25 protein-coding genes are annotated in these 23,455 nt (G+C 59.3%); 3 read left to right on the top strand and 22 right to left on the bottom strand.

Translation table 11 applies throughout. From position 1 onward, the window contains the following. Positions 1-203: 203 nt before the first annotated feature. The 9 genes from AC1DIJ_RS18640 to AC1DIJ_RS18600 form a co-directional block, all read right to left on the bottom strand. Positions 204-788: a transglycosylase SLT domain-containing protein gene (locus AC1DIJ_RS18640; RefSeq protein ID WP_112387614.1), complete on the bottom strand. Its 585-nt coding sequence runs from the start codon at positions 786-788 to the stop codon at positions 204-206. Next, positions 709-2,118, bottom strand: coding sequence for a flagellar hook-length control protein FliK (gene fliK, locus AC1DIJ_RS18635; RefSeq protein WP_112387613.1), 1,410 nt, complete (start codon positions 2,116-2,118; stop codon positions 709-711). The genes AC1DIJ_RS18640 and fliK overlap by 80 nt, the downstream gene beginning before the upstream one ends. A 1-nt stretch (position 2,119) precedes the next feature. After that, positions 2,120-3,430: a chemotaxis protein MotC gene (motC, locus tag AC1DIJ_RS18630; protein WP_112387612.1), complete on the bottom strand. Its 1,311-nt coding sequence runs from the start codon at positions 3,428-3,430 to the stop codon at positions 2,120-2,122. Positions 3,431-3,433: 3 nt separating this feature from the next. Then, positions 3,434-4,702, bottom strand: a complete 1,269-nt coding sequence (locus AC1DIJ_RS18625; protein WP_112387611.1) for a MotB family protein — start codon at positions 4,700-4,702, stop codon at positions 3,434-3,436. Continuing rightward, complete coding sequence (locus AC1DIJ_RS18620; protein WP_112387610.1) at positions 4,699-5,337, bottom strand: hypothetical protein; 639 nt, start codon at positions 5,335-5,337, stop codon at positions 4,699-4,701. Before AC1DIJ_RS18620 ends, AC1DIJ_RS18625 begins: the two co-directional genes overlap by 4 nt. A 164-nt stretch (positions 5,338-5,501) precedes the next feature. Next, positions 5,502-6,449, bottom strand: coding sequence for a flagellin N-terminal helical domain-containing protein (locus tag AC1DIJ_RS18615; RefSeq protein WP_112387609.1), 948 nt, complete (start codon positions 6,447-6,449; stop codon positions 5,502-5,504). A gap of 299 nt (positions 6,450-6,748) precedes the next feature. Beyond that, the gene (locus tag AC1DIJ_RS18610) at positions 6,749-7,654 is read right to left on the bottom strand and encodes a flagellin N-terminal helical domain-containing protein (RefSeq protein ID WP_112387608.1); all 906 of its coding nucleotides are present in this window, start codon (positions 7,652-7,654) and stop codon (positions 6,749-6,751) included. Between the two features lie 247 nt (positions 7,655-7,901). Further along, positions 7,902-8,801 carry a flagellin N-terminal helical domain-containing protein gene (locus AC1DIJ_RS18605; RefSeq protein ID WP_112387607.1) on the bottom strand — a complete coding sequence of 300 codons (900 nt, stop codon included), beginning with the start codon at positions 8,799-8,801 and terminating at the stop codon, positions 7,902-7,904. Positions 8,802-9,070: 269 nt separating this feature from the next. After that, a complete protein-coding gene (locus AC1DIJ_RS18600; RefSeq protein ID WP_112387606.1) occupies positions 9,071-9,967 on the bottom strand; it encodes a flagellin N-terminal helical domain-containing protein in 897 nt (298 codons plus the stop codon). A gap of 439 nt (positions 9,968-10,406) precedes the next feature. Between AC1DIJ_RS18600 and AC1DIJ_RS18595 the strand changes: the two genes are divergently transcribed. Continuing rightward, a complete protein-coding gene (locus tag AC1DIJ_RS18595) occupies positions 10,407-12,278 on the top strand; it encodes an O-linked N-acetylglucosamine transferase family protein (RefSeq protein ID WP_112387604.1) in 1,872 nt (623 codons plus the stop codon). A gap of 90 nt (positions 12,279-12,368) precedes the next feature. Here AC1DIJ_RS18595 and fliP read toward each other — a convergent pair whose 3' ends face one another. The 13 genes from fliP to flgF all read right to left on the bottom strand — a co-directional run bounded on the left by fliP (position 12,369) and on the right by flgF (position 21,324). Further along, entirely contained in the window at positions 12,369-13,106 is a 738-nt protein-coding gene (gene fliP / locus AC1DIJ_RS18590; RefSeq protein ID WP_112387603.1) for a flagellar type III secretion system pore protein FliP, read from the bottom strand. Continuing rightward, positions 13,103-13,624 (bottom strand): flagellar basal body-associated FliL family protein, encoded by a 522-nt coding sequence (locus AC1DIJ_RS18585; protein ID WP_112387602.1) that lies wholly within the window; start codon positions 13,622-13,624, stop codon positions 13,103-13,105. Before AC1DIJ_RS18585 ends, fliP begins: the two co-directional genes overlap by 4 nt. A 10-nt stretch (positions 13,625-13,634) precedes the next feature. Beyond that, complete coding sequence (gene flgH / locus AC1DIJ_RS18580) at positions 13,635-14,351, bottom strand: flagellar basal body L-ring protein FlgH (protein WP_112387601.1); 717 nt, start codon at positions 14,349-14,351, stop codon at positions 13,635-13,637. Next, a complete protein-coding gene (locus AC1DIJ_RS18575; protein WP_112387600.1) occupies positions 14,348-14,890 on the bottom strand; it encodes a MotE family protein in 543 nt (180 codons plus the stop codon). Before AC1DIJ_RS18575 ends, flgH begins: the two co-directional genes overlap by 4 nt. Beyond that, positions 14,887-16,008 (bottom strand): flagellar basal body P-ring protein FlgI, encoded by a 1,122-nt coding sequence (locus AC1DIJ_RS18570; RefSeq protein ID WP_112387599.1) that lies wholly within the window; start codon positions 16,006-16,008, stop codon positions 14,887-14,889. Before AC1DIJ_RS18570 ends, AC1DIJ_RS18575 begins: the two co-directional genes overlap by 4 nt. Further along, on the bottom strand, positions 16,005-16,487 hold the full coding sequence (gene flgA, locus AC1DIJ_RS18565) for a flagellar basal body P-ring formation chaperone FlgA (RefSeq protein ID WP_112387598.1): 483 nt from the start codon (positions 16,485-16,487) through the stop codon (positions 16,005-16,007). Before flgA ends, AC1DIJ_RS18570 begins: the two co-directional genes overlap by 4 nt. 18 nt (positions 16,488-16,505) lie before the next feature. Beyond that, positions 16,506-17,294, bottom strand: a complete 789-nt coding sequence (gene flgG, locus AC1DIJ_RS18560) for a flagellar basal-body rod protein FlgG (protein ID WP_112387597.1) — start codon at positions 17,292-17,294, stop codon at positions 16,506-16,508. 18 nt (positions 17,295-17,312) lie between these two features. Beyond that, positions 17,313-17,645, bottom strand: a complete 333-nt coding sequence (gene fliE, locus AC1DIJ_RS18555; RefSeq protein ID WP_112387596.1) for a flagellar hook-basal body complex protein FliE — start codon at positions 17,643-17,645, stop codon at positions 17,313-17,315. Beyond that, positions 17,645-18,061 carry a flagellar basal body rod protein FlgC gene (flgC, locus tag AC1DIJ_RS18550; protein ID WP_112387595.1) on the bottom strand — a complete coding sequence of 139 codons (417 nt, stop codon included), beginning with the start codon at positions 18,059-18,061 and terminating at the stop codon, positions 17,645-17,647. The genes fliE and flgC overlap by 1 nt, the downstream gene beginning before the upstream one ends. A 4-nt stretch (positions 18,062-18,065) precedes the next feature. Further along, positions 18,066-18,458 carry a flagellar basal body rod protein FlgB gene (gene flgB, locus AC1DIJ_RS18545; RefSeq protein ID WP_112387594.1) on the bottom strand — a complete coding sequence of 131 codons (393 nt, stop codon included), beginning with the start codon at positions 18,456-18,458 and terminating at the stop codon, positions 18,066-18,068. 166 nt (positions 18,459-18,624) lie between these two features. Then, complete coding sequence (locus tag AC1DIJ_RS18540) at positions 18,625-19,107, bottom strand: flagellar protein (RefSeq protein WP_442207998.1); 483 nt, start codon at positions 19,105-19,107, stop codon at positions 18,625-18,627. Between the two features lie 68 nt (positions 19,108-19,175). Next, a complete protein-coding gene (gene fliI / locus AC1DIJ_RS18535; protein ID WP_112387593.1) occupies positions 19,176-20,573 on the bottom strand; it encodes a flagellar protein export ATPase FliI in 1,398 nt (465 codons plus the stop codon). A 16-nt stretch (positions 20,574-20,589) separates the two neighbouring features. Continuing rightward, positions 20,590-21,324, bottom strand: a complete 735-nt coding sequence (gene flgF, locus AC1DIJ_RS18530; RefSeq protein WP_112387592.1) for a flagellar basal-body rod protein FlgF — start codon at positions 21,322-21,324, stop codon at positions 20,590-20,592. Between the two features lie 247 nt (positions 21,325-21,571). On the opposite strand from flgF, the gene motA reads away from it, so the two are divergent. Next, complete coding sequence (gene motA, locus AC1DIJ_RS18525) at positions 21,572-22,444, top strand: flagellar motor stator protein MotA (protein WP_112387591.1); 873 nt, start codon at positions 21,572-21,574, stop codon at positions 22,442-22,444. Positions 22,445-22,450: 6 nt separating this feature from the next. Then, positions 22,451-23,392 carry a FliM/FliN family flagellar motor switch protein gene (locus AC1DIJ_RS18520; protein WP_112387590.1) on the top strand — a complete coding sequence of 314 codons (942 nt, stop codon included), beginning with the start codon at positions 22,451-22,453 and terminating at the stop codon, positions 23,390-23,392. The last annotated feature ends 63 nt before the right edge of the window (positions 23,393-23,455 follow it).

Here is a 23,455-nt window from a genome sequence, read left to right as displayed (position 1 = left end):
GTTAATGGCGGGAATTAATAGTTGATTAACTTTTGTGTCCCGATTTGCTCTACATATAGTAGGCCACCTCAGTTATGCACACAAAAATTTCGTGGAAAAGTTAACGACCGGTAAATTAGGTCTTGCGTGGCCAGATTCTGGCGGATTCCTGCCACATTTTGACACGATTCCGCTTTGTTCTCTTTTTGCTATTTTTGATTGCATCAATTCTGGCAGAAGTTGCTCGCATTAGGAGTCCACTTGCCGTAGCCGGTGGCGACCAGATTGGCGATGACCCGGCACACATACTGCTTCTGCGCGGGGTCGTTGTTGGGTCCGGCGTGGTATCTGGCTACCGCCATCGTCCAGGTCTCGTGACGATCGTGAAGGTTGCGGAGGAACTTCGCTGCGTATTCGACATTGGTGTGCGGGTCGAACATCTCTTCAGCAGAGCGGAAGTTTTCGCCATGAAAGTAATGGTTGATCTGCATGCAGCCGATATCGATGAGTTTGACGCCCGCTTTGGTGGCCGAATAATACTGCCGCATGGCATCTTCTTCGGAAGGCGGAAACACCGCCTTGCCTTCGATATTGAGAGCGAAGGGATACAACGATCCCTTGCGTCCCGTCTCCGTCAGACCCACCGAATAGAGAATGCCTTCGGGGATACCGTACTTGGCCGCGGCCGACTGGATTTCCTTCTCGCAGGCGCCGTTATAGGCAGCCGCTTCAGAGGTAAACGCTGCCAGAGCTGCCGCTGCCAGCGGCGCCAGAAGCAACGTCTTCCACACCGGTCTCAGTTGCGCCATCGAAGCCTCCATTCCCTCGCTGTGCTGTCTGCGACTGACGCTCGCGCGCCTCGCCGCCCTGGCCCTGCTGCAGGGACTGCTGACCCGACTGGCTCTGTGCGTTTGCCTGAGTGCCGGTATCGGCCTTTTCGACAGGCGCCATGCTGATCGTCACGTTGTCGACCGTATAGCCCTGGCTGCGCAGCGACTCGAGGATCTTGCTGTGATCCTCCTTGAGCTGACGGTAGGCCGCTCCCGATTCGACCTTGAGATCGACATTCAGCGCATCGCCGGACAGGCGCATCGTCGCCGTAACCAGACCGAGATCAATCGGCGTCATCTGGATTTTCAGCGTGTTGACGACCTTGCCCGTGCTGGTCCATTCGGCTGCATTGGACAGCGCCGAACCCGGCTGCATGGCCTGCGCCCACTCCTTGTCGCCGCTGATCGCCGCGGTGACGGAAGCGGAATTCTGAGCCAAACCGATGTAGCGGCGCGATTCAAGCACGGTGACGTTCTCGACATCGCCCTTGCTCTTCACGCCCTGCTCGCCATGATCTTCGGTGCCGATGTGGATATCCATCGACTGCCCGCGGCCATCGGCGCGGCTCAGGCGGAATGTCTTGCCATCAGAGGCCTCGGCACCCTCGGTACCGGGAACGGCATTGTCGGCTGCCTTGGAAACACCTACCGCAGCCAGCGCGTCGCTGACATGCGATGCGGCCTTACCACCAGCGTCGATGGCATCGGCCTTCTTGTCCTTGCCGACGGCGCCGTCATCCCTGGTCTTGACGGACGAGCCCTGCGCAGCCGCAGCGATAACGACGGGCACCTGCGGGCCGTCTTTCTGCAGGAGATCGAGCGCATCGCTTGCGGCGTCCTCGCCGTCACCCTTATCTGTCTTCTTTGTCTCGTCGCCCTTTGCAGGCTTGGTGCTCTTCGTCGCATGCGGCAGCGCGTCATCGGCGAGCGTCTCCGCCGCGTCCTTCTTGATGGCGTCCTTCGCCTGTTCGATCGCTTCCTTGACCTGATCCTTCAGCGACTTGCCCATCGCGACCGTTTCCGGCTTCACCGCCGCCTGCTCCTTCAGCGACGCGTCGCTGAGATCGATAACAGGCTTGGCATGGGGGCGAGAGCGGGCAAGTGCGGCAGCATCGGCCTCACTGGGCCCACCTGCATTCGACGCAGCGTTGGCATCATTCGGATTCTGCCCGTTGTCGCCGGCCTTCGAAAGCACGTCGGAAAAGCCGCCGCCCTTGCGGCCGTCGTCGTCTTTCCCAACCGGGCGATTGGATTTCGCTGACGGCGCCTCAACCGGTGCCGCTCCCCCCGAAACGCTGATATCCATCATCTCAATTGCTTTCTTGGCTCAACAACTTGTCGATATCGTCAAGTTTGGACCGGCTCGCAGCCATAAAGGATTTGTAGGCAGGATCGGCATTCTGCTGACCCTGGCTGCTGTCTGCCGGGAGTGCCTGCGCCGCGCCATCGTCAACCACCTCCGAAGGGGCGGTCGGCGACTGCGATTCGGCGTCCGTAGTAACAGCTGCCTGTTCTGAAGTATTCGCTTCATTAGAAGAAGTAGAATCCTTGGCTTGCGTCAAGCTTGCAGGGTCAGGCGCTTTCAATACTTGTTCGGCTACCGAGCGGGCTGCGGCGCGCAGAGCCTTGTCGCGATCCGAGAGATCGCCGTCTGCGACCTTGCCGATGTGCTGGGCGGCCGAATCGACATCCGGCGTCGAGACCGACGCCATGTTGCCGTAGAAGCTTGCCAGGGCGCCAAGCGGATCGGTGTCGCCCCCAGACAGAGTCTGTGCGTGCTCGGCAGCAGTTTTGGCGAGTTCCACCTTGCCGGCAATGCCGGCCGCGCGGGCGATACGCAGATAAACCTCGCGCTGACGCGCATCATCCATGAAACCGAGAATGCTGACGACGTCCTCCGGCTTCACGTCATGCTCGTGATCGACGATCAGCTTGACGAACAGGTCGGCAAACTGGCTCGCATAGGGAGAATGCAGGAAGCGGCGGACATAGCGCTGCGAGTAGGCCATGCCCTTGTCGACCAATCCGGCCTCGACGCTGATCGCCACCGAGCGGCGCAAGGCCGCCTCCTCGACAATGGTGCCGGGCGCAGACAGCCGCGCCTGATCGTAGAGCTTCAATGCCTCGAGCGGGCTGCGCGCCACCATGACATTGCCGCCAACCAGCGACAGATAGGGACCGATTTTCTTGTCGCGGTATTCGTTGGCCGTTTCGACCAGCGTCTTGGCAACCAGCAGTCCCTTGCCGCTCAGATACTTCCGCAACACGTCGGTGACACGATTGTCGAAATAGCCGTTGACGTCACGCGACACCAGGTATTCCAGCGTCGCCGGATTGCCGCCGCTCATCGCGTAGACGAGCGCCGCATCAACGTTGCGATCATCGTCATAGACCGACGCATCGACCGAGCGCAGACGCTGATCGATCGTGCCCAGCATGAAGCGCTGCATTTCGGCAGCAGAATGATCGCCAAGAACCACGGAATCCTGCACGAATTGCAGCGAGCGCAGCATCTTGTAGGGCGCCAAATCCTCCTGCTCATCCGCAACGGCTACGGCCGGCGCTGCAAGCGCCAGTCCGAGCATGAGGGAGAGAAGATGATGGTGCTTGCTGCGCGCCATGGTTTATCCCTGGTCCGCCTGAACGAGGATTTCGATACGGCGGTTTGCGGCGTTCAACGGATCATCTGGAAGCTTGAGCTTGCGATCGGCAAAGCCGGATACCTGCGAGACGCGCTGCTCGCCCAAGCCACCACGAACGAGCATGTAATAGGCCGCCTGAGCGCGATCCATCGACAGGCGCCAGTTTTCGTTGTCTGCGCCCTTATACTGACGGCCATCGGTATGGCCACGGATCACCACCGCGCCCTGGCGCGCCTTCAGGATCTCGCCCAGCTTTTCCATGACCTGCACCATTTCCTTGCGGGGAACGGCCGAGCCGACGTTGAACATCGAGTCATTGCCCTGGTCGGACAGGCTGACGAGCAATCCACCTTCGGACGGGGTTACCGTCAGGCCTTCGGCGAGCTTGCCGCCGACCCCGCTGATCTGTTTGGTAATTTCCTGCTTCAGCTCATCGGCCTGCTTCTGCTCTTCGGCCTGCTTTTGCGCATCCTGCTGCTTGTCGGCCTCGGTATCTGCCGGCTTCTGATCGGACTTCTTGTCGGCCGCCTTTTCGTGAGGCTGATCGGCAGGCTTGGCATCGGCAGATTGGTCTTCAGGCTTCTGCTCCTCGAGCTTGGCAAGCTCTGCAGCATCCGGCTGCTCCTTGACGTCCTTGGTCGCCGGCGTCTTGCCAGGATTGTCGGCGCGCGTCACTTCGACCTGCTTGGTCCAGAAATCCGGATCGAAAGGATCGCGATAGGCCTCGCCGCCGTCGGCACCGGTAGCAGGGCCGGAATCGGCCGCACCGCCCTCGCCCTTGGCGCTGACGTTAGCCTGCTGTCCGACTTCCTGGGCGATTTCGGCCAGAACGGAATAGGGATTCTCGAAGAAGTCGGCTTCGGAGTAGTTCGTCTGATCGCCTGACGTCGAGGTCTGGTCGTCGCCGCTGGCGGCAGAGGCGCCCTGCGTCTGCTGCTCTTCCTTCTGCTTCGACTTGTCCTTCGTCTCCTCGCCCTCAGCCGTATCGACAGGCTTCTTCAACCCCTTTTCGGTGGGCTTTTCGTCGGCAAGCTTGATCGGGTTGAAATAGGTCGCAACGGAGGCTTTCGTCTCCTCGTTTGCAGCATTGACCAGCCACATGACGAGGAAGAACGCCATCAGGGCGGTCATGAAGTCGGCGTAAGCGATCTTCCAGGCGCCGCCATGCGCGCCATCATGATCGCCACCACCATGTTTCTTGATGATGATGACTTCATTTTTGCCGTGGTGGTGATTTTCGCTCTCACTCATTCCAGAACTTTCTTCAAGCTGGCAGACCAGGCAGAAATACGTGTGACGAGAACGGAGCCATCAACCTCGACAATGAGGTCGACGTCATCCGTCTCAATGTGCCGCAGAAGGCCGGATTTTTCTCCGAGCGCCTTCTCCAGCGATGCGAAAAGATTGGCGGGACCCTTGACGATCACCACGCCGGCCGCGCCATCGAGAATTGCCTCTTTCAGAAGCACCGCAAGATCTGCGACAGCCTGCTCCGCGACAGCCTCCGTCACAACGGGCGCGATCGCCTTGGCGGCGGCGGCGCTGACAAGTTCCGCCACTTCGAAGGCGATGCCCGACAATCTGGCAGCGAGAAGGACCGCGAGTTCCTGCTCATACTTCTCTTTCAGCTCATCGAGCTGCCGCTGATAGCCAAGCTCGGCAGCCTGCAGCTGGTCCGCGTGGGTCTTGGAGAGAGCAGACGTTGCCGCGGCGTGGCCCTCGGCATAGGCAGAGCGGCGTTCAGCCTCGAGATCGACTGCAGGTTCTTCTGCGAAATCTGCAAAGCCCCCAAACGCCTCTTCGGCGAAGTCGGACGCTTCGGGTGCCGGGGCGACCGGCTTAATATCACTGAAATCCTTGAGATAGCGGGATAGCATCGCGCTCATCGACCACACCCGGTATCTGCAAAAAGCTGCGGCATGCCTGCGCCCCGTTCAAACCAATTCTGACCGCCGCTTCACAGAACTGAGGCAGCCTTGCCTGGAACCTAGAAAGTCAAACTTGCGCGAGGATGAATGGCGGGCACTTGCCCGCCAGCTGAGCCAGATTACTATTCGAGCAGGATCAGGATGTTGCCGGCGGAATTGTTAAGAATGTTCATCGCTTCGGTCGCGATGTTCAACTGTGCCTGGATTGCCGTCTGACGAGTCGATGCCTCATCCATATCGGTATCGACAAGCGCACCCACCGTGGTGTCGAGCGAGTCCATCATCTTGTTCACATAGTCCGACCGGGCATCGACCTGGTTCTTCATGATGCCGAGACCGGCCGCTGTGGTGTTCAGACCGGAGAGGACCTTTTCAACGACAGCCTGCATGTCGGCCAGATTCTGCGGTGTCGTGCTGTCAGAAAGCGAGATCTGGCTGCCGGTCGCGGGGGTCGTCGAGTTTGCGTTCAGCAGGAAGTACTGGTTGCCGCTGCCAGTTCCCGGATCGATGTCCTTGGTCAGCAGACCCTTTGACGCGTCGCGCGTATCGATCATGACCAGGCTCGATGATGGAAAGCTGATGTTCTGCGGGTAGAACTGGCCGTTAGCGCCGCGGATATAGCCACCGATCACCGAGCGGGTATCCGGAATGACCGAGTTGTTGTTGTAGAGCCAGTTCTCGCCCGAGAAGCTGGTACCGGTAACGCCCGACTGGAGCTGCGACAAATACTGCTGCAGTGTGGTGTTCAGCTTGTCACGGTCATTCGCCGGGTCGGCGGCGGAAACGAGCGTAGCCTTGATATTGCTGACCAGGTCGATCAGCGAGTCCATGGTCGTATAGGTCGTATCGACCTTCGCCGCACCAAGGCCAAGCGCATCATCGATCGTCTTCAGCGAGCTGCCGTCGGTGCGCAGGGTCTGCGCGTAGGACCAGTATGTGGCATCGTCCGCAGCAGTCTGGATCCGTAGTTCCGATGAAATCTGCTGCTGAATTTTATCGGAGTCCTTGCCGAGGCCCCGCATGATGTTCAGTGCGGTCAGGGCAGCCGGGTCTTGAATGGTATAGGCCATCTGTCGATCTCTTGAATGAATGGGAAAGGGACAGACCGGTAACCGGCAGCGACAGATTATGGCTTCATGCCCCCGGCAAAGCGGCCGGTGCGTCGCAGTAACAAATCAACTCGTTGGTGAAATTAACCCAACTTTAATCATAGTTTCAAGGGTTGAGGCCCCTCGGGACGCCGAAACTTGAAAACGCATTTAAGTACATGTTTTTAAAACGAAAATCGCGCCTTTCGAGCGCGATTTCTGTGTGTTTTTGACGGATTGAAAACAGCGCCGCAAGATTCGGTCCAGCTTCAATTTCCGGCTTAGCTGCGGAACAGCGTCAGAACGTTCTGCGCGCTCGAATTCGCAATCGACAGCGACTGGATCGCCAGCTGCTGCTGTGTCTGAAGCGCAGTCAGTTTGGACGATTCCTCTTCCATGTTGGCATCGACGAGACGGCCGACACCCGAGTCGATGGAGTCGCTCAGAGACGAGACGAAATTCTCCTGCAACTGAATGCGTGTCGAAATCGAACCGAGCTGCGAAGCCGCCTTCGTCATTGATTCAAGACCTGCCTCCACAGCATTCAGGGCGAGGCCGATGTCATCCGTCGACAGGTTGGAGATGTCGAACGAGAAGATCGAGCCGATCGTGCCGTTGGAGCTACCGATGATGCCAGTCGAGGTATCGATCGATCCGTTGCTGGTGCCGAACAGCACGTTGCCGGTCGAAGCGGAGTTCAGCACATATTCGGTGGTGGTGACCGAAGTGTTGCCGTTGCCGTCGCGAACGAAAGACGAGACCACACTCTTGGTTTCGTTGCCCGCCACCCAGTTTTCGCCGGAGAACGATGCGGACTGCGCAATGCTCAGAAGCTGAGACTGAAGCTGCTTCACTTCTTCCTGGATCTTCGTGCGGTCGACGCCTTTTTCGGTTGCGGCGACAAGCTTGGACTTGATCTCGGTGACGACGTCGATGGCGCTGTCCATCGCCGAATAGGCGGTGTCGACCTTTGCTGCGCCAAGACCTAACGCGTCGGACACGGCGGAAAGCGCCTTGTTGTCGGAGCGCATGGTCGTCGCAATCGACCAGTAGGCGGCGTTATCGGCAGCCTTGGCGACACGGTAACCGGAGGATACGTGATTCTGGGTGGTTTCGAGACTGTTGTTAATCGTACGAAGTGTCTGAAGCGCAGCCATGGCTGCGACGTTCGTCAAAATGCTCGTCATGAAAAAGTGCCCCTTATTGGCAATACGTCGAGAAGGGACATTCCGGCCTACCGGGAACGGGAACCAGCGCTCATGCCTGTTAACCTGGGATTAAACTTGGTTAACTCACCGTTACGTTGAGCGCAGAAGACGGCAAAATGGTTAACAAAACGTTAACGCGGACAGCAAAAAACCGCGCCCGTTAAGGCGCGGCTTCGTTTTCCTGGGCCGACCGGACAATACCGGAGGGCTTGTATCGCTAATCCTATTAGCCGCGGAAGAGCGACAGGATGTTCTGCGAAGAGGAGTTTGCAATCGAGAGCGACTGGATGGCCAGCTGCTGCTGCGTCTGCAGAGCGGTCAGCTTCGAGGACTCTTCTTCCATGTCGGCGTCGACGAGGCGGCCAACACCCGATTCGATTGCGTCGCTCAGCGACGAAACGAAGTTCGACTGCATGTCAATACGCGAGGAGATCGAACCGAACTTCGAACCGAGCGAGGTCATGTCCTTCAGAGCGGTTTCAACGTCGGTCAGCAGGCCGTCGATGTCGCCCTTGGTCGTGGAGGAGTCGATCGTGAACTCGGTGATCGACTTGCCCGAAGACGCGCCGGCCGTGCCGAGAATACCGCCGGTACCGGCAGTCGCATCGGTGTAGAGCAGATCGGTGTCGGAAGCGGTGTATTCGGTGACCGTAACAGATACAGCGCCGGTGTTGCTGCGGACGAAGGAGGAGACAACGCTCATCGTTTCGCCGGCGTTGTTGGCAACCCAGTTCTCGCCGTTGAACGAAGCGGAAGAAGAAATGCTCTTCAGCTGCGCCTGGAGCTGGGTGATTTCGTCCTGAACCTTCGACTTGTCAACGCCGTCTTCGGTTGCAGCAACGAGCTTCGACTTGATTTCGGAAACGACGTCGATGGAGCTTTCGACAGCGGTGTAAGCCGTGTCAACCTTGGCAGCACCCATGCCGAGAGCGTCAGAAACGGCGCCGAGGGCCTTGTTGTCCGACTTCATCGTCGTTGCGATCGACCAGTAAGCTGCGTTGTCAGCAGCCTTGCCAACGCGCAGACCCGACGAAACGTGGTTCTGGGTATCGGCGAGGTTCTGGTTGACGTTGCGCAGGGTCTGCAGAGCGGACATTGCGGAATTGTTGGTAAGAATGCTGGTCATTTAAATGTGCCCCTAATTGGCTACGTGATGAAGGGCATTCCGGTCTCACCGGGAACGGCGCTCAGCGTCATGCCTGCCGATCGTCTGTTGACCGACCGCCGTTTCGATGTGCTTAGAAAACAGCATCATCGTTAAAAGAAGCTAAACACGGTTAAAAAAAATCGTTAAAAATCGGTAACTTAGGTTAAATCCTGTTAATCCATTTTTAATAACAAAAATGGCCGGTGAGACACCGGCCATTTCGATTTTTCGGTACTTGCTGCCAGCTCTTAACGGAAGAGCGACAGGATGTTCTGCGACGAGGAGTTTGCAATCGAGAGCGACTGGATAGCCAGCTGCTGCTGCGTCTGCAAAGCGGTCAGCTTCGAGGACTCTTCTTCCATGTCGGCGTCGACGAGGCGGCCAACACCCGATTCGATCGAGTCGCTGAGCGACGAGACGAAGTTCGACTGCATGTCGATACGCGAGGAGATCGAACCGAACTTCGAACCGAGCGAGGTCATGTCCTTCAGAGCGGTTTCAACGTCGCTCAGCAGGTTGTCGATACCACCCTTGGTCGTGGAGGAGTCGATCGTGAACTCGGTGATCGACTTGCCCGAAGACGCGCCGGCCGTGCCGAGAATACCGCCGGTACCGGCAGTCGCATCGGTGTAGAGCAGATCGGTTGCACCGGCCGTGTATTCGGACGTGGTGACCGATACCGAACCAGAGCTGCTACGGACGAAGGAGGAGACAACGCTCATCGTTTCGCCGGTCGAGTTGGCAACCCAGTTTTCGCCGTTGAACGAAGCGGAAGAAGAAATGCTCTTCAGCTGCGCCTGGAGCTGGGTGATTTCGTCCTGAACCTTCGACTTGTCGACACCGTCTTCAGTCGCAGCAACGAGCTTCGACTTGATTTCGGAAACGACGTCGATGGAGCTTTCGACAGCGGTGTAAGCCGTGTCAACCTTGGCAGCGCCCATGCCGAGAGCGTCAGATACGGCGCCGAGGGCCTTCGTGTCCGACTTCATCGTCGTTGCGATCGACCAGTAAGCTGCGTTATCGGCAGCCTTGCCAACGCGCAGACCCGACGAAACGTGATCCTGGGTCTTGCCGAGGTTCTGGTTGACGTTACGCAGCGTCTGGAGTGCTGCCATTGCGGAAGTGTTGGTATTAATGCTTGTCATAAGTCTGTCCCCTAGAAAACTAGATACAAAAACGAGGACATACCGGACTGTGATTACCGGCGATGGCGGATGCGCTTCATGCTACTGGGCGCCTTTTCTGTGTGGCCCCAAACCCGTCATGTCCAGGGCAATCTCGCAGCCAATGCTTGCCAACTCCTTAAATGTGCGGGGGCCGACAGGACCCATGCCAAGTATAGTTAAATCTTCCGCAAGATATTTTCGGTTGCACTCACCGAGCGCCCGCCGCCCCTGCGCCACCAGCTTCGAGCAGGCTTCGCGTGCGAATATGGCAAAGCCGGGAAGCAGGTGAACTCGTTCCATTTCGAGGTGACGGTCTTCTGTGCCGCGGCTGCATCGGCGTTTTGATCAGAGCATTTCCAAACGGAGTTCGGTTTTGAACAGCAAAGTCTCGTTTTCGGTGGCATCCCGTGAATACCAGATGGGGCGCTACACAAAGTCTCTCGCAACCCTGAACCAGCTGATCGACGTCCAGAAAGATGCGAAGACCTACGCGCTGCTGGCCAAGAACCTGCTTCAGCTCGGTTTCAAGTCGGACGCGGCGAAATCCTATTCTCTTGCGGCCAAATCCGAAGGCCCGAACTCCTACGAGTATCACAAGCTCGCCGCGCGGCTGCATTTCGAATGCGGCGAGGAGGACGAGGCTCTGGTGATCTGCATGCGCAACTTCGAAAAGGCGCAGCGCGACCCCGACCTCGCATTCATTCTCGTGTCCGTATTCCTCGGCCGCCAGCAGCGCGATCTGATCCAGCCGCTGAAGAACGTCCTTTCCGAGAGCAGCAACCGCGAGCACCTTGCCGCCGCTGCCAAGCTGGTTTCCAACGATCTCAGCGACGCTTCCAACGAGCTTCTCGCCCGCAATATCTTCAAGCGCTTCCCGAAGGATTATTCGGCACGCTTCCTCTATCTGATCTTCCTGCGCGAATTCAACGATTACGAAGAGGCGCAGAAGCACCAGAAGGTCGTCGACGACTTGGTTGCCGGCGGACGGCCGGAGGTCCTGCAGAAGGATCACCCATTCTATCACCTTCACTGGTGCGGCAACGAAGACCACAATCGCTATCCGACGGTCGGTGTGCCGAAACTCGATCCCGAAAAGATCGCACTTCGCCGCAGTCTGCCGCATGCGTGGGCCGGCAAGATCCGCGTCGGCTACATGTCCTCGGACTTCTGGGACAACCACGCGACCATGAAGCTGATGCAGCGCGTGCTCGAACTCCACGACCGCGACAAGTTCGAGATCGTGCTGTTCGACCACAGCGGACCGCTGGCGCTGCAGACCAACAAGACGGACCGCAGCAAGTGGGGTACCGTCGTCGATATTCACAGCATCGCCGACAAGGACGTGCTGCAGGTCGTTCGCGACCACAACATCGACATCATGGTTGACCTCAAGGGACACACGGCCGACAGCCGCGCCCACACGTTCAACATGCCGCTGGCGCCAGTGCATGTCGCCTGGCTCGGCTTCCCGGGAAGCACCCTCGGCATCGATCTCGACTATGTCATCGGCGACCACTTCGTGCTGCCTGACGTCGCCAAGCCCTTCTATCACGAAAAGTTCTGCCGGATGCCGGAGAGCTACCAGCCGAACGACCCTGCGAACCGTCCGCAGCCGCGTCCGGTCACCCGCGACCAGTTCGGTCTTCCGGAAGACGCCTTCGTGTTTGCCTCCTTCAACGGCAATCGCAAGATCACCCCGGAAGCGATTGCGAGCTGGGCCCGCATCCTGAAGCGTGCGCCAAACAGCGTGCTGTGGCTGATGACGACCTCGCCGCGCAACGAGGGCAACCTGCGGAAGGCCTTCCAGGCAGAGGGCCTGCCCACCGACAGGATCGTCTTCTGCAAGCGCAGCGCCTATGAGGAACATATCAGCCGTCTGCAGGCTGCCGATATCGGCATCGACACCTTCCCCGTCAACGGCCATACGACGACGTCGGAGCAGCTCTGGGGCGGTCTGCCGGTTCTCACCAGGAAGGGCACCAACTTCGCCTCACGCGTCAGCGAGAGCCTGCTGAATGCCATCGGACTGCCCGAACTCGTCGGTGCGGACCTGCAGGGCTACGAAGATCTCGCTGTCGAACTGGCGGCGCAGCCGGAAAAGATCGCCGGTTACAAGGCGCACCTTGCCGAACAGCGCTACATCGCCCCGCTCTTCGACGCCGAGCGCTTCTGCCGCCATCTGGAACAGGCTTACGAGACGATGGCCGAACGCGCCAAGCAAGGCGAAGCACCCGATCACTTCGACGTCCCTGCCCTGCCGGCACGGACCGAACCGTTCCCGGCCGCATAATAGCGGCCCGAGACCGGAGACACGCAAAACCCGCCGGAGTTGCTCCCGGCGGGTTTTCTTTATGCGGACGAATGAAAGATCGTGAGCGTATCAGCTGAAGGAGCGGACCAGGCTGCCAACCAGAAGATTCCAGCCGTCGATCAGCACGAAGAACAGGATCTTGAAGGGCAGCGAGATCGACGTCGGCGGCAGCATCATCATACCCATGGCCATAGTGATGGTGGCGACAATCAGGTCGATGACCAGGAACGGCAGGACGACCAGGAAGCCGATCTCGAAACCGCGGCGGATTTCGGAAATCATGAAGGCCGGGAGCAGGACGCGGTAGTCGATGAGCGCGCCTGTCTGAACGTTCTGCCCACGCTCGCGGGCCAGATCGACGAAGAGCGCCAGATCCTTGTCGCGGGTATTGGCTGCCATGAAGGTGCGGAAAGGCTCAGCGATGCGCTGGACGGCTTCCTGCTCCTGGATCTGGTTGGCGAGAAGCGGCTGAACGCCGTCCTGCCATGCCTTATCGAAAGTCGGCGCCATGACGTAGAAGGTCATGAACAGCGACAGCGACAGCAGGATCATGTTGGATGGCGTGGACGAGAGGCCGAGGCCGGTGCGAAGGATCGAGAAAGCGATGATGAAGCGAGGAAAACTCGTCACCATGATCAGGATGCCCGGCGCGACCGAAAGAACGGTCAGAAGGCCGAATGTGCGGATGATCCAGGCAGCGACCGAACCATCGACAGGAAGATTTAACAGATTTGTCGGCAGCTGCTGAGCCACCGCCAATTCCGGTACCGCCATCATGGCGGCCAAGAAAATTATGAATCGAATCATTCGATGACAAAGGTCCTGAACATGACCTTGGATACGCGCCCCTGAGAGCGCAGGTCAACACGTTCCTGGATGTCATCCCGTAGATATTGAAAGCCGCGCGGACCTTCGATCTGCTGCAGCGAAACCGTTCTGATGTAAGCCATTATATCTTGATGGATATCTTCGGCGACCTTCACGTCGGGCGGTCCGTTGAAGAGCAGTGCGACCTCTAGCCTCACCCAGTTTTCGGAGGGGTAAGCGAGGTTGGAGGTGATCGGCTCGAGCTGAACGACGTTGTTCGCTTCGGTCGAGACATGCGGGAGGCCGGTTTCGCCTTCCTTCTTCTCGCCGCCGGCGGGCTTCGGTTCGGCAGCTGCCTCATTCGCCTGCTCGGCGCTCTTGACGTTCGGGGCGATCATCGTGCCCACGGCCCAGCCGCCGCCGGCGCCGAGAAGTGTCAGGATGGCGATGCCGACGATCGTCATCATCGCTGCCGATTTCTTCTTCGGTTTGGCTTCGCCTGCTTCTTCGTCTGCCATGGTTCCGGCCTTAAAGCGGTGAGAAAAGATCGACGGCCTGCTGGCCGCGCGGCGGCTGCTGCATTTCCATCAGGCGGCCACGGCCACCGTAGGAGATGCGGGCTTCGGCGATCTTCTCATACGAGATCTGGTTGTCGGAATTGACATCCTGCGGCCGCACGATACCGGCGACGTTGAGGATGCGGATTTCCTGGTTGACGCGAACTTCCTGCGAACCGCTGATAACAAGGTTGCCGTTCTCGAGGATACCGGTGACGACGGCGGCGACCATGAGCTTCAGCGTCTCGGACCGGTCGATCTTGCCCTTGCCGTCGGTGCTCGTGTCGGAGCCGTAGGTCAGGTCCGTCTTCGAAGCCGGATTCCAGCCGAGAATATTGGCATTGACGTCCCAGTTCATGCCGCTGGAATTGGTGCGGCTACGGCTGGTGTCGTTCTCGAACTTCGCCTTGTCGTTGATCTGGATATTGACCGTCAGGATGTCGCCGACATTCAATGCGCGTGCGTCCTTGAAGAGCGCGGCCTGGCTATCGCTCCAGAGCGAATAGCCCTGCGCGACCTGGCGCGGCTGCTTCGGATAAAGCGCCATCTGCGGCGTCTGGCCGTAAGCCAGGCCGCTGCCGATCGGGCTCATGGCGGGCGCCCGGCCGATCTCCCTCACGGACTGCGGCGACTGGCAGCCGGCGAGAAGGGCGACGGCGGCAATGGCAGCCGGGAAACGCTTGTTCATGAGGGATCCTTCGACGTATTGGGATCGGATGCACTGGCGATGATGTTGGCGATGACGGCGGCCTTCTCAGGGTCCATCTCGTTGAGGATCAGGCTCGACTGGCGCGGGCCAAGCCGCATGATCACGGCGGCCGCAATTTCGGTCTTGGCCTTCTCGAGCTGCAGTGCAGCAGCATCCGGCTTCATGTTCTTGTAGATGTCCGTCAGGCCGGCTTCGGCCTGCTTGAGGAAGACATCACGGCGCTTCAGCCAGTCTTGGTATTCGGCCTTGCGCTTATCCATTTCGGCGACGCGCGTATCGATATCGGCGCGCAGCTTTTCGAGCTCCTGCTTTTGCAGAAGATAACGCTGGTCGCGGGCCGGATCGGCGATGTTGGTGCAGAACTGCTTGATTTCATCCTCGGAGGTGATGTCGCCCTCCGGCTTCTGCGCTTCCTGTGCGAAGGCGCCAGGAATGGAAAGCAGCAGCACGGCTGCCGCCGGCAGCGCCGAGCGCCGCAACAGTTCGGCAACCGTCATGTCCCTGTTCAGCCTGATCATTGCAGCACAAGCTCCGCCTGCAGCGCACCTGCAGATTTGATACCTTGGAGGATGGCGATGATGCCGTCCGGTTTCACGCCGATATTATTGAGACCGGCAACGAGGGTGCGCAGATCGGGACCATCAAGCATTGCCACCCGGCCGCCGGATTTCTGTGCGGCGATGTCGGTCTGCGGCTGTATAGCCGTCTGGCCCTTGGAGAAGGGTTCGGGCTGGATGACCTGCGGCGTCTCGGTGACCTGAACCGTCAGCGTACCATAGCTGACAGCAACCGGTGACACCCGGACGTCGGCGCCGATGACGATGGTGCCCGTTCGCTCGTTGACCACCACCTTGGCAGGCGTATCGGTCTCGACGACGAGGTTTTCGATATCGGCCATCAGGCGCGTCAGGTCGGCTTCACGCGGCTTCTGTACGATGACTTCCTGGGCGTCCTTGGCTTCGGCAACGGGGCCGCCGAAGCGTGACGACGCATAGCCGTTGACGACATCGGAAATACGCACGGCGGTCGAGAAGTCCGGGTTGCGAAGCTGCAGGACGAGATTGACGGAATCCTTGAAGCGCGATGGCAGTTCGCGTTCGATGATCGCACCGCCGGGAACGCGGCCGGCGGTGGTGACACCTTCGGTAACGGTTGCCGCAGCACCCTGCGCCTGAAAGCCCGATACCACGACGGAGCCCTGGGCAACGGCATAGATTTGGCCATCGGCGCCCGACAGCGAGGTCATGACCAGTGTACCGCCGCGCAGCGACGAGGCATCGCCCAGCGAGCTGACATTGACGTCGATGCGGCTGCCTGGGCTGGCGAACGGCGGAAGATTGGCGGTGACCATGACCGCTGCGGTGTTCTTGGCATTGGATTCGCCGCCCTGCGTCGAGATGCCGAGATTCTGCAGCATGGCGCGCATCGACTGTTCAGTGAACGGCGAGGCACGGAAACCGTCACCCGTTCCCTGCAGGCCGACGATCAAGCCGTAGCCGATCAGCTGGTTATCGCGGCCAGCCTGCAGCGAAGCGATATCCTTGATGCGCGACGACATCGCGACGGCAGGCGTCACGGTGGTCATGCACATGGAGAGAGCCGCGAGCGCGGCGAGGATGCGAGAGACGATATTCATTTTGCCGCCACGTGGATGGTGCCGTCAGCCAGCACGGTGCCGCTGATGATGACGCCCGAATCCATGTTGCGGGCGCGGATGACCTGGCCGGTCGAGCCATCTTCGAGCGGCGAACCGGCCGCGGAAATGGTCATCGGGCCAAGATTGAATACCAGCCGGATCTGCGAGCCGCGCGTCACCGTATAGGCTTCGCGCAGCGCCGAGACATTGATGGTCCGGCCGGGAAGAAGCGTGCGCTTCGAGATCATTCCCCGGACCTCGTCGATCGACTTTGCGTAGTCTCCCGAGAGGTTGGGGTTCGTGACTTCGACTTCCTGAAGCTGGCCGGCGCTGATCGTTTCTCCGGGATAGATCGTCGCGGTCGGGACGACCGCGTAACCCATGCCTGCGCTTGCCGGCGATGTCACAAGGACACCGCCATATGCGATCGCAGCCAGTGCCGTCAGAGCGACGGTATTTCTCGCCCGGCGAAACATCATGTTCGGCCCTTTCCTTGATTACTTCAGGTTCTTGCTGACGATGGAGGCCATTTCGTCGGCAGTGGTGATGACCTTCGAGTTCATTTCATAGGCGCGCTGCGCGGAGATCAGCTCGGTGATTTCCTTCACCGGGTCGACGTTCGACGATTCCAGGTAGCCCTGCTTCATGTAGCCGTAGCCCTCTTCGTCGGGGGTGCCGACGACAGCTTCGCCGGAGGCAGGTGTCTGCTGGAAGAGGTTGTCGCCCATCGGCGTCAGGCCGGCTTCGTTGACGAAATCGGCAATCGTCAGCTGGCCAAGAGTGGTCGGATCGGTCTGGCCGGCGAGCACTGCCGACACCTCGCCGGAACGGCTGATCGTCAGCTGCGTCGAACCGGTCGGAATGGTGATCCCGGGGACGACCGTATAGCCGTCGGTGGTGACCAGCTGGCCGGTTTCATTCTTGTTGAAGGCGCCGGCGCGGCTATAGAGCGTCGTGCCGTCAGGTGTCTGGACCTGGAAGAACCCGCGGCCGACAAGCGCGACGTCGAGGTCGTTGCCGGTCTGGCTGAGTTCGCCCTGGATATGCAGGTTGCGAACGGCGGCGGTCTGAACGCCGAGACCGATATTTGCACCTTCAGGAACGATTGCCTGGTTGGCGCGGTTTGCGACACCCTTTGCGCGTTCGGTCTGGTACAGCAGGTCGGTGAATTCGGCGCGGGCGCGCTTGAAACCTGTCGTGTTGATGTTCGCGATGTTGTTCGCGATGACTTCGAGATTGGTCTGCTGGGCATCCATGCCCGTAGCCGCAATGGCAAGCGCTCTCATCTGTTCGTCCTTATCCGGTTACATCTGCATCTTGGTGACGTCGAGGAAGGCCGATACAACCTTGTCCCGGATGGCGATTGCCGTTTGAAGTGTCTGCTCGGCCTGCAGCATGGAATCGACGACTTCACGGGTCGTTGCCGTGCCCTTGATGCCGGCGAAAGACATTGATTCCGCGCCTTTGACCGAGTCCATGGCCTGGGTTGCCATGTTGCCGAGCATCGAGGAGAAGCTCTGGCCGGCCTTTGCGCTTTCTGCGGCCGAAGTGACCTGCGACGATGAATTCTCGTCCGTGATGCTTCCAAGGCCACGTGTGCCGGAAAGCGAACCGATGCTCTGTACGTTGCTGATCATTATTGGCTCTTCAGAAGGTCGATGGTGGAGGAGATCAAATCGCGCGTCTGCTTGATGGTCTGCAGATTGGCGTCATAGGACCGGTTCGCTTCGCGCATGTCGGCCATTTCGACCAGCATGTTGACGTTTGGCATCTTCACCACGCCACGCTCATCCGCTGCAGGATTGCTCGGATCGTATTCGGTGGTGAATTCCGTCTCGTCGACACCGAGCTTCTTGACGCCAACTGTTGTGACGCCCCCGGCACGATCGACTTGCTCACCGAAGGTTACCGTCTTGCGGCGGTAGGGATCGGCGCCCGGCGTATCGCCAGTCGACCGCGAGTTGGCGATGTTTTCCGAGACAATGCGCAGGCGAGTCGATTGAGCCTCAAGCCCCGACCCAGCAATCTTCATGGCTGCTGATAAAGGATCCACGATTTTACTTCCTTACAGTCATCAACATCATTCTATTGAAAGAGCCGACCAGCGAGGTGTTCAGCTCGTACTGGCGCTTGATTTCGCCTGACTTGGAGAGTTCTTCAGCGAGACCGACAGTGTTGCCGGATTCCTGCACGCCGATCTCCTGATCGAGTGCGGCTTCCTTGACGTCGATGCTGCCGCTGGTGCTGAAATCGTTGCCGCTGAAATGCGCAGGATTGGTGCGCGCCATGGAAACATCAGCGTTTTCGAGGACCGACTGGAAGGGCGAGACGTCCTTCGCACGGTACTTCGGGGTGTTCGCGTTCGCGATGTTGCCGGCCACAACCTCCTGACGGACTGTCAGCCATTCCGCCTGCCGCGAGGCCAAGTCGAACAGTTGAATCGGTTGCATGGGAACTCTCCGTTTTTACTAAGAGGACCCTAGGGCGGTAATCTTGCGTCAGACTTACGGAGAACGCGGCTTTCGGCCTGCGTGCCCGTTATGCCTCGGGCATCAACAAAAAAGCCCCAGGTGCGGCCGGGGCTTTTCTTCATGTTCTGAGCTTTGCAGTCTGGAATTAGCGGTAGATGTCGCCCTTGGAGGTGACGATCACCCATTTGCCGTCGCGCTGCTCGATCGTCGCGAGGCGGCTTTCGTCCGGCAGGACCGATCCGACGCGAACGACATACATTCCGGTCGTATCCTCGATCAGCGCCCGGCCGTTCGCCACATGCAGAAGCTTGAATCCGGAGCTCGCCGGGAACGGCTGGTCTTCCGGCACCAGGCCCTTTTCGACTTCCTTGCCGACGCTGGAGACCGTTGCGGTGGTCAGCTGGTCCAGCGGCTCCGGCTTGTTCTGGACTTCGTTCTTGTTGACCATGGCAAGCGGCGAGACGCTGAAGACGTTGCGTGCCGGCCAGTCGGGAAGATCCCGCGTGCGATCGCCCTGGGCAACATTGATGCTGAACTTGTCCTCGTTGAAGAAGACATACCAGGGGAAAATCGCGGCGGCACCCGCGAGCGCGAGACCTGTCACGGTCAGCAGGCGGTCGAGCATCATCGACTGCCGCTTCTCATTCGACTTCAGCGGAGCAATGCGCTCGTCGTCGTCTTCAAACCCGGTCACGTTCAACCTCTTCTCGGAGCCCCTGGCTGGTTCGGCATTCCGGCTGCCGCCTTAAGGGCAGTGGCCAGATCGGCGAAGGCGTCTGGCGACGCCGAATCGCCCGGCGACTGTTTCAAAACATCGTAAATAATTGGTACTTGCTTGACCGCCATGTCCAAATCCGGGTCAGCGCCCGGACGATAACCGCCGATCAGACGCAGGTCCCGGGTCTCTTCGAAACGGTGGATCAGCGACTTCAGACGCGAGACCAGCTTTTCCTGGTCCGGCGTCCAGGCCTTGCGGGCGAGACGCGAGATCGAGGCGAGCGGATCGATCGGCGGATAACGGCCTTCTTCAGCCAGGCTACGCTGCAGGACGAGGTGGCCATCGAGAATGCCGCGGGTCGAGTCGGCGATCGGATCGTTGTGATTGTCGCCATCGACGAGGATCGAGATGATCGCGGTGATCGTGCCGGTTCCTTCAGGTCCCGGGCCGGCGCGCTCCAGAAGCCGGGGCAGTTCGGTGAAGACCGAGGCCGGATAGCCGCGAGCGATCGGCGGCTCACCCGATGCGGTCGCCACTTCGCGGATTGCGTGGGCAAAACGGGTGACGCTGTCGACGATCAGGAGGACGTTCTGGCCCCGGTCGCGGAAATACTCGGCGATCGTTACCGCCGTCAGCGGCGCCATCTTGCGCAGCATCGGGCTCTCGTCGCTGGTTGCCACGACGGCGATCGACTTCTTCATGTTTTCGCCGAGCGTATCCTCGATGAATTCGCGAACTTCGCGGCCGCGTTCGCCGACCAGCGCGATGACAACCTTGTCGAAGGCATCGGCCATGGCGAGCATCGAGAGAAGTGTCGACTTGCCGACGCCAGAACCGGCGAAGATGCCGAGGCGCTGGCCATGGCAAAGCGGCGAGAAGATATCGACGGCGCGTACGCCGGTCTTGAAGCCCTTGTCGACGCGCTTTCGGGTCATCGACGGCGGCGCGGTGTTGGAGATGGAACGGCGATCGAGCCCTTCGGTGATCGGACCCAGACCATCGATCGGCTCGCAGAGCGAATTGATGGTCCGGCCGCACCAGCTGTCGGAGGGAGCGATGCGGAATGCACCCTTGCGGATGACGGTATCGTGGATGCCGATCGGCTCGCCCGGCTCGATCGGGCAGACATAGGCGAGATCCGGTTCGACGCGGACAACCTCGCCGAGATGAATGCCGGTTGCCGACTTGTGCGCCACGAATTCGCCAAGGCGCACATGCCTGGAAAGACCTGTAACCGTGTAGTGGCCCGCCGCGATGGTCTGCACATGGCCGCCATGGGCCACGGAAAATTCGGGCTTCGTATAACGGGCGGCGAGAGCGGCGAGATGCTCGAGCTTGGGCGAAAGTGCTTCTTTTGTCAGCGGCACGGTGTTCATGTCTCAGACCTTCCGCTTAGCGGCTGCCACCAAGCGTCTTGATCGCCTCGTTGAACGAGTTTTCGCTATCGGTCGTCAGCGATGCGATGCTTTCGAAGGCGCGGTTGACCTCGATCAACTGGGTGATCTCGCGCATCGCGTTGACGTTGGAATTCTCCAGATAACCTTGCTCGACGCCGACGTTGAAGCGGTCGGTAACGGCGCGCGGCGTTTCCGTGGTCATGACGCCGCTGTTCTCATAGCGCAGGTAACCCTTGGAGATATCGGCCTCAAACAGACCGATAGAGCCAACCTGGCGGTTGCCTTGATAGATACCGCCGTCGGCGCCGACCTTCGGCTCGCCGCCGGCCGTGTTGAGGATGATCGGCGCGCCGCCGGCATCGAGAACGGGATAGCCACGGATCGAAACCAGCTCGCCGGTGTCCTTCATCGTGAAGCGGCCGTCTTTGGTCAGAACCTGACCGGCCGGCGTGTCGAGTGAGAACCAGGCGTCGCCCTTGATGGCGAAGTCCAGCATGTTGCCGGTGTGCTGCAGCTCGCCGGTATCGCCAGAGAGATAGTCATTACCCTGCGAAACGAAGGCAACCTTGGCATTCAGCTTGTTGTCGGTGTTGCTGAGGATCTGGTTGAACTTCACTTCCGTGCCGCGGAAACCCGTCGTGTTCACGTTTGCCATGTTGTCCGCGATGGTCGTCAAACGCTTTTCGAGTGCCATCTGTGATGACAGAGAAACATAAAGACCGGATTGCATCGGGGTAAGCTCCTGGCATTGGCGATGAACGGTACGAAGATCGGGTTCCCTGGTGTGCGACCCGATTTCCGCTGAGGCGGCATCTCAGAAACGGGCGTAGTTCGCCCATTCGTCATCTCCAATCTGACAGCAGTTCCTTGTGCGAAACTGGCACGCGAAAATCCTGTCAGCGGGGACAACCATCAGCCTCACGCAAGCCAGCAACCCTATCCCATCAGCTGAAAATAACGATCAGGTGTGACTGACGATGAATATCATTATCGGATTTGTGATTACGATCGGCTGCATCATCGGCAGCTTCATGGCCATGGGTGGCCATCTCGAAGCGCTATTTCAGCCGTTCGAGCTTGTTATCATCGGCGGCGCCGGTCTCGGCAGTTTCATCATGGGTAATCCCATGAAAGTCGTGAAGGATTCGGGCAAGGCGCTCGGTGAAGCCTTCAAGCATACGGTTCCGAAGGAACGCAATTATCTCGATACGCTCGGTGTGCTCTACTCGCTGATGCGCGACCTGCGCACCAAGTCGCGCAACGAAATCGAAGCGCATATCGACAACCCGGCCGAATCCTCGATCTTCCAGACCGCCCCGACGGTGCTGAAAAACAAGGAGCTGACGGCGTTCATCTGTGACTACGTCCGCCTGATCATCATCGGCAATGCCCGCTCTCACGAGATCGAGGCGCTGATGGACGAAGAAATCAACACCATCCTGCACGACAAGCTGAAGCCCTATCACGCGATCCAGACCATGGGTGACGCGTTCCCGGCTATCGGTATCGTCGCGGCCGTTCTCGGCGTTATCAAGGCCATGGCGCACATCAACGACTCGCCCGAAGTTCTCGGTCACCTGATCGGTTCGGCGCTTGTCGGTACCTTCCTTGGTATTCTTCTCTCTTACTGCGTCTGCTCGCCGATCTGCTCACAGATCAAGATCGTTCGTTCCAAGCAGCACCGTCTCTATGTCATCGTGAAGCAGACGCTGCTCGCCTACATGAACGGCTCGGTGCCGCAGGTTGCTCTCGAATACGGCCGCAAGACGATCTCGGCTTACGAGCGTCCGTCGATCGATGCAGTCGAGCAGGAAATGATGAACCCGGGTGGCGAGAACAAGGCGGCCTAAGCGACCATGAACAACGTTGCACTAGAGAAACCGGCAATGAATGCCGCACTGTTGGCCAAGCTTACTGGCCGTCTCGGCGACAAGGCGACCATCGACAAACTCTGTGCCGCCTTTGCGGACGTCTACATCGAATTCATGCCCGACATCTTCAAGAGCGAGACGGGCCTCGAAGTGACGATCGGCTATCTCGGCTGCGATTCCGGCTACAAGAACGACCTGATTGCCGATCTCGGCGCCAACTCGACACTCGTCGATGCAACGCTGCGCAACTGGTCACAGGATATCACGCTTTCCTGCGGCAACGGCTTCATCATCACACTGATGGAAAGCCTGCTGGGTGCCGCACCCGAAACGATCGAGCAGCCAGCCGACCGTCTGCTTTCGGTGATCGAGCTGGAACTAGGCGTCATGGTGTTCGACAAGATCGCCAGCGTGCTGCGTTCCGCAGTCAACGCGCCTGGCGGCTTCGAGCCGATGTTGGAACTGCCGCATGCACTGGAAAACCGCGCAAAGCCTTCCGAAGACAAGCCGGACGAATTTGCGGCGGCGATCAACATGTCGATCACACTTGCCGGGATGACGTCGGAATTTTCGCTGATCGTGCTGCAGTCGGCGCTGCTCAAGACGCAGATTTCGGCGCCGAAGGCGAAGAGCCAGTCGTCGAAGTCCTCGGAATGGGCCGAGCAGATCGGGCACCAGGTCCGCCGCTCGCATGTGACGCTCGAAGCCAAGATCCGCCTTCAGGATCTGACGCTGCGCACGATTTCCAAGCTTGCTGCCGGCGATGTCATTCCGTTCCGCGACGAGCAGGATGTCCGCGTCGAAGTCAGCGCCAACAGCAAGGAATTGTATGTGTGCGAGTTCGGGCGTTCCGGCGAGAATTATACCGTCCGGGTGAAGGATACGATGAGCTCCGACGACGAGCTCATCCGTCACTTAATGAATTAATCGGTTCCCGCCATTTTGGCTGCCACGGCAGCTTGAGGCAAGTTTCAACTGGAATAGTGATTT

This window comes from Rhizobium sp. 10N427 (assembly GCF_056394605.1).
The sequence above is the reverse complement of the archived record's forward strand: the minus strand, read 5'-3'. Positions and strand labels throughout refer to the sequence as shown.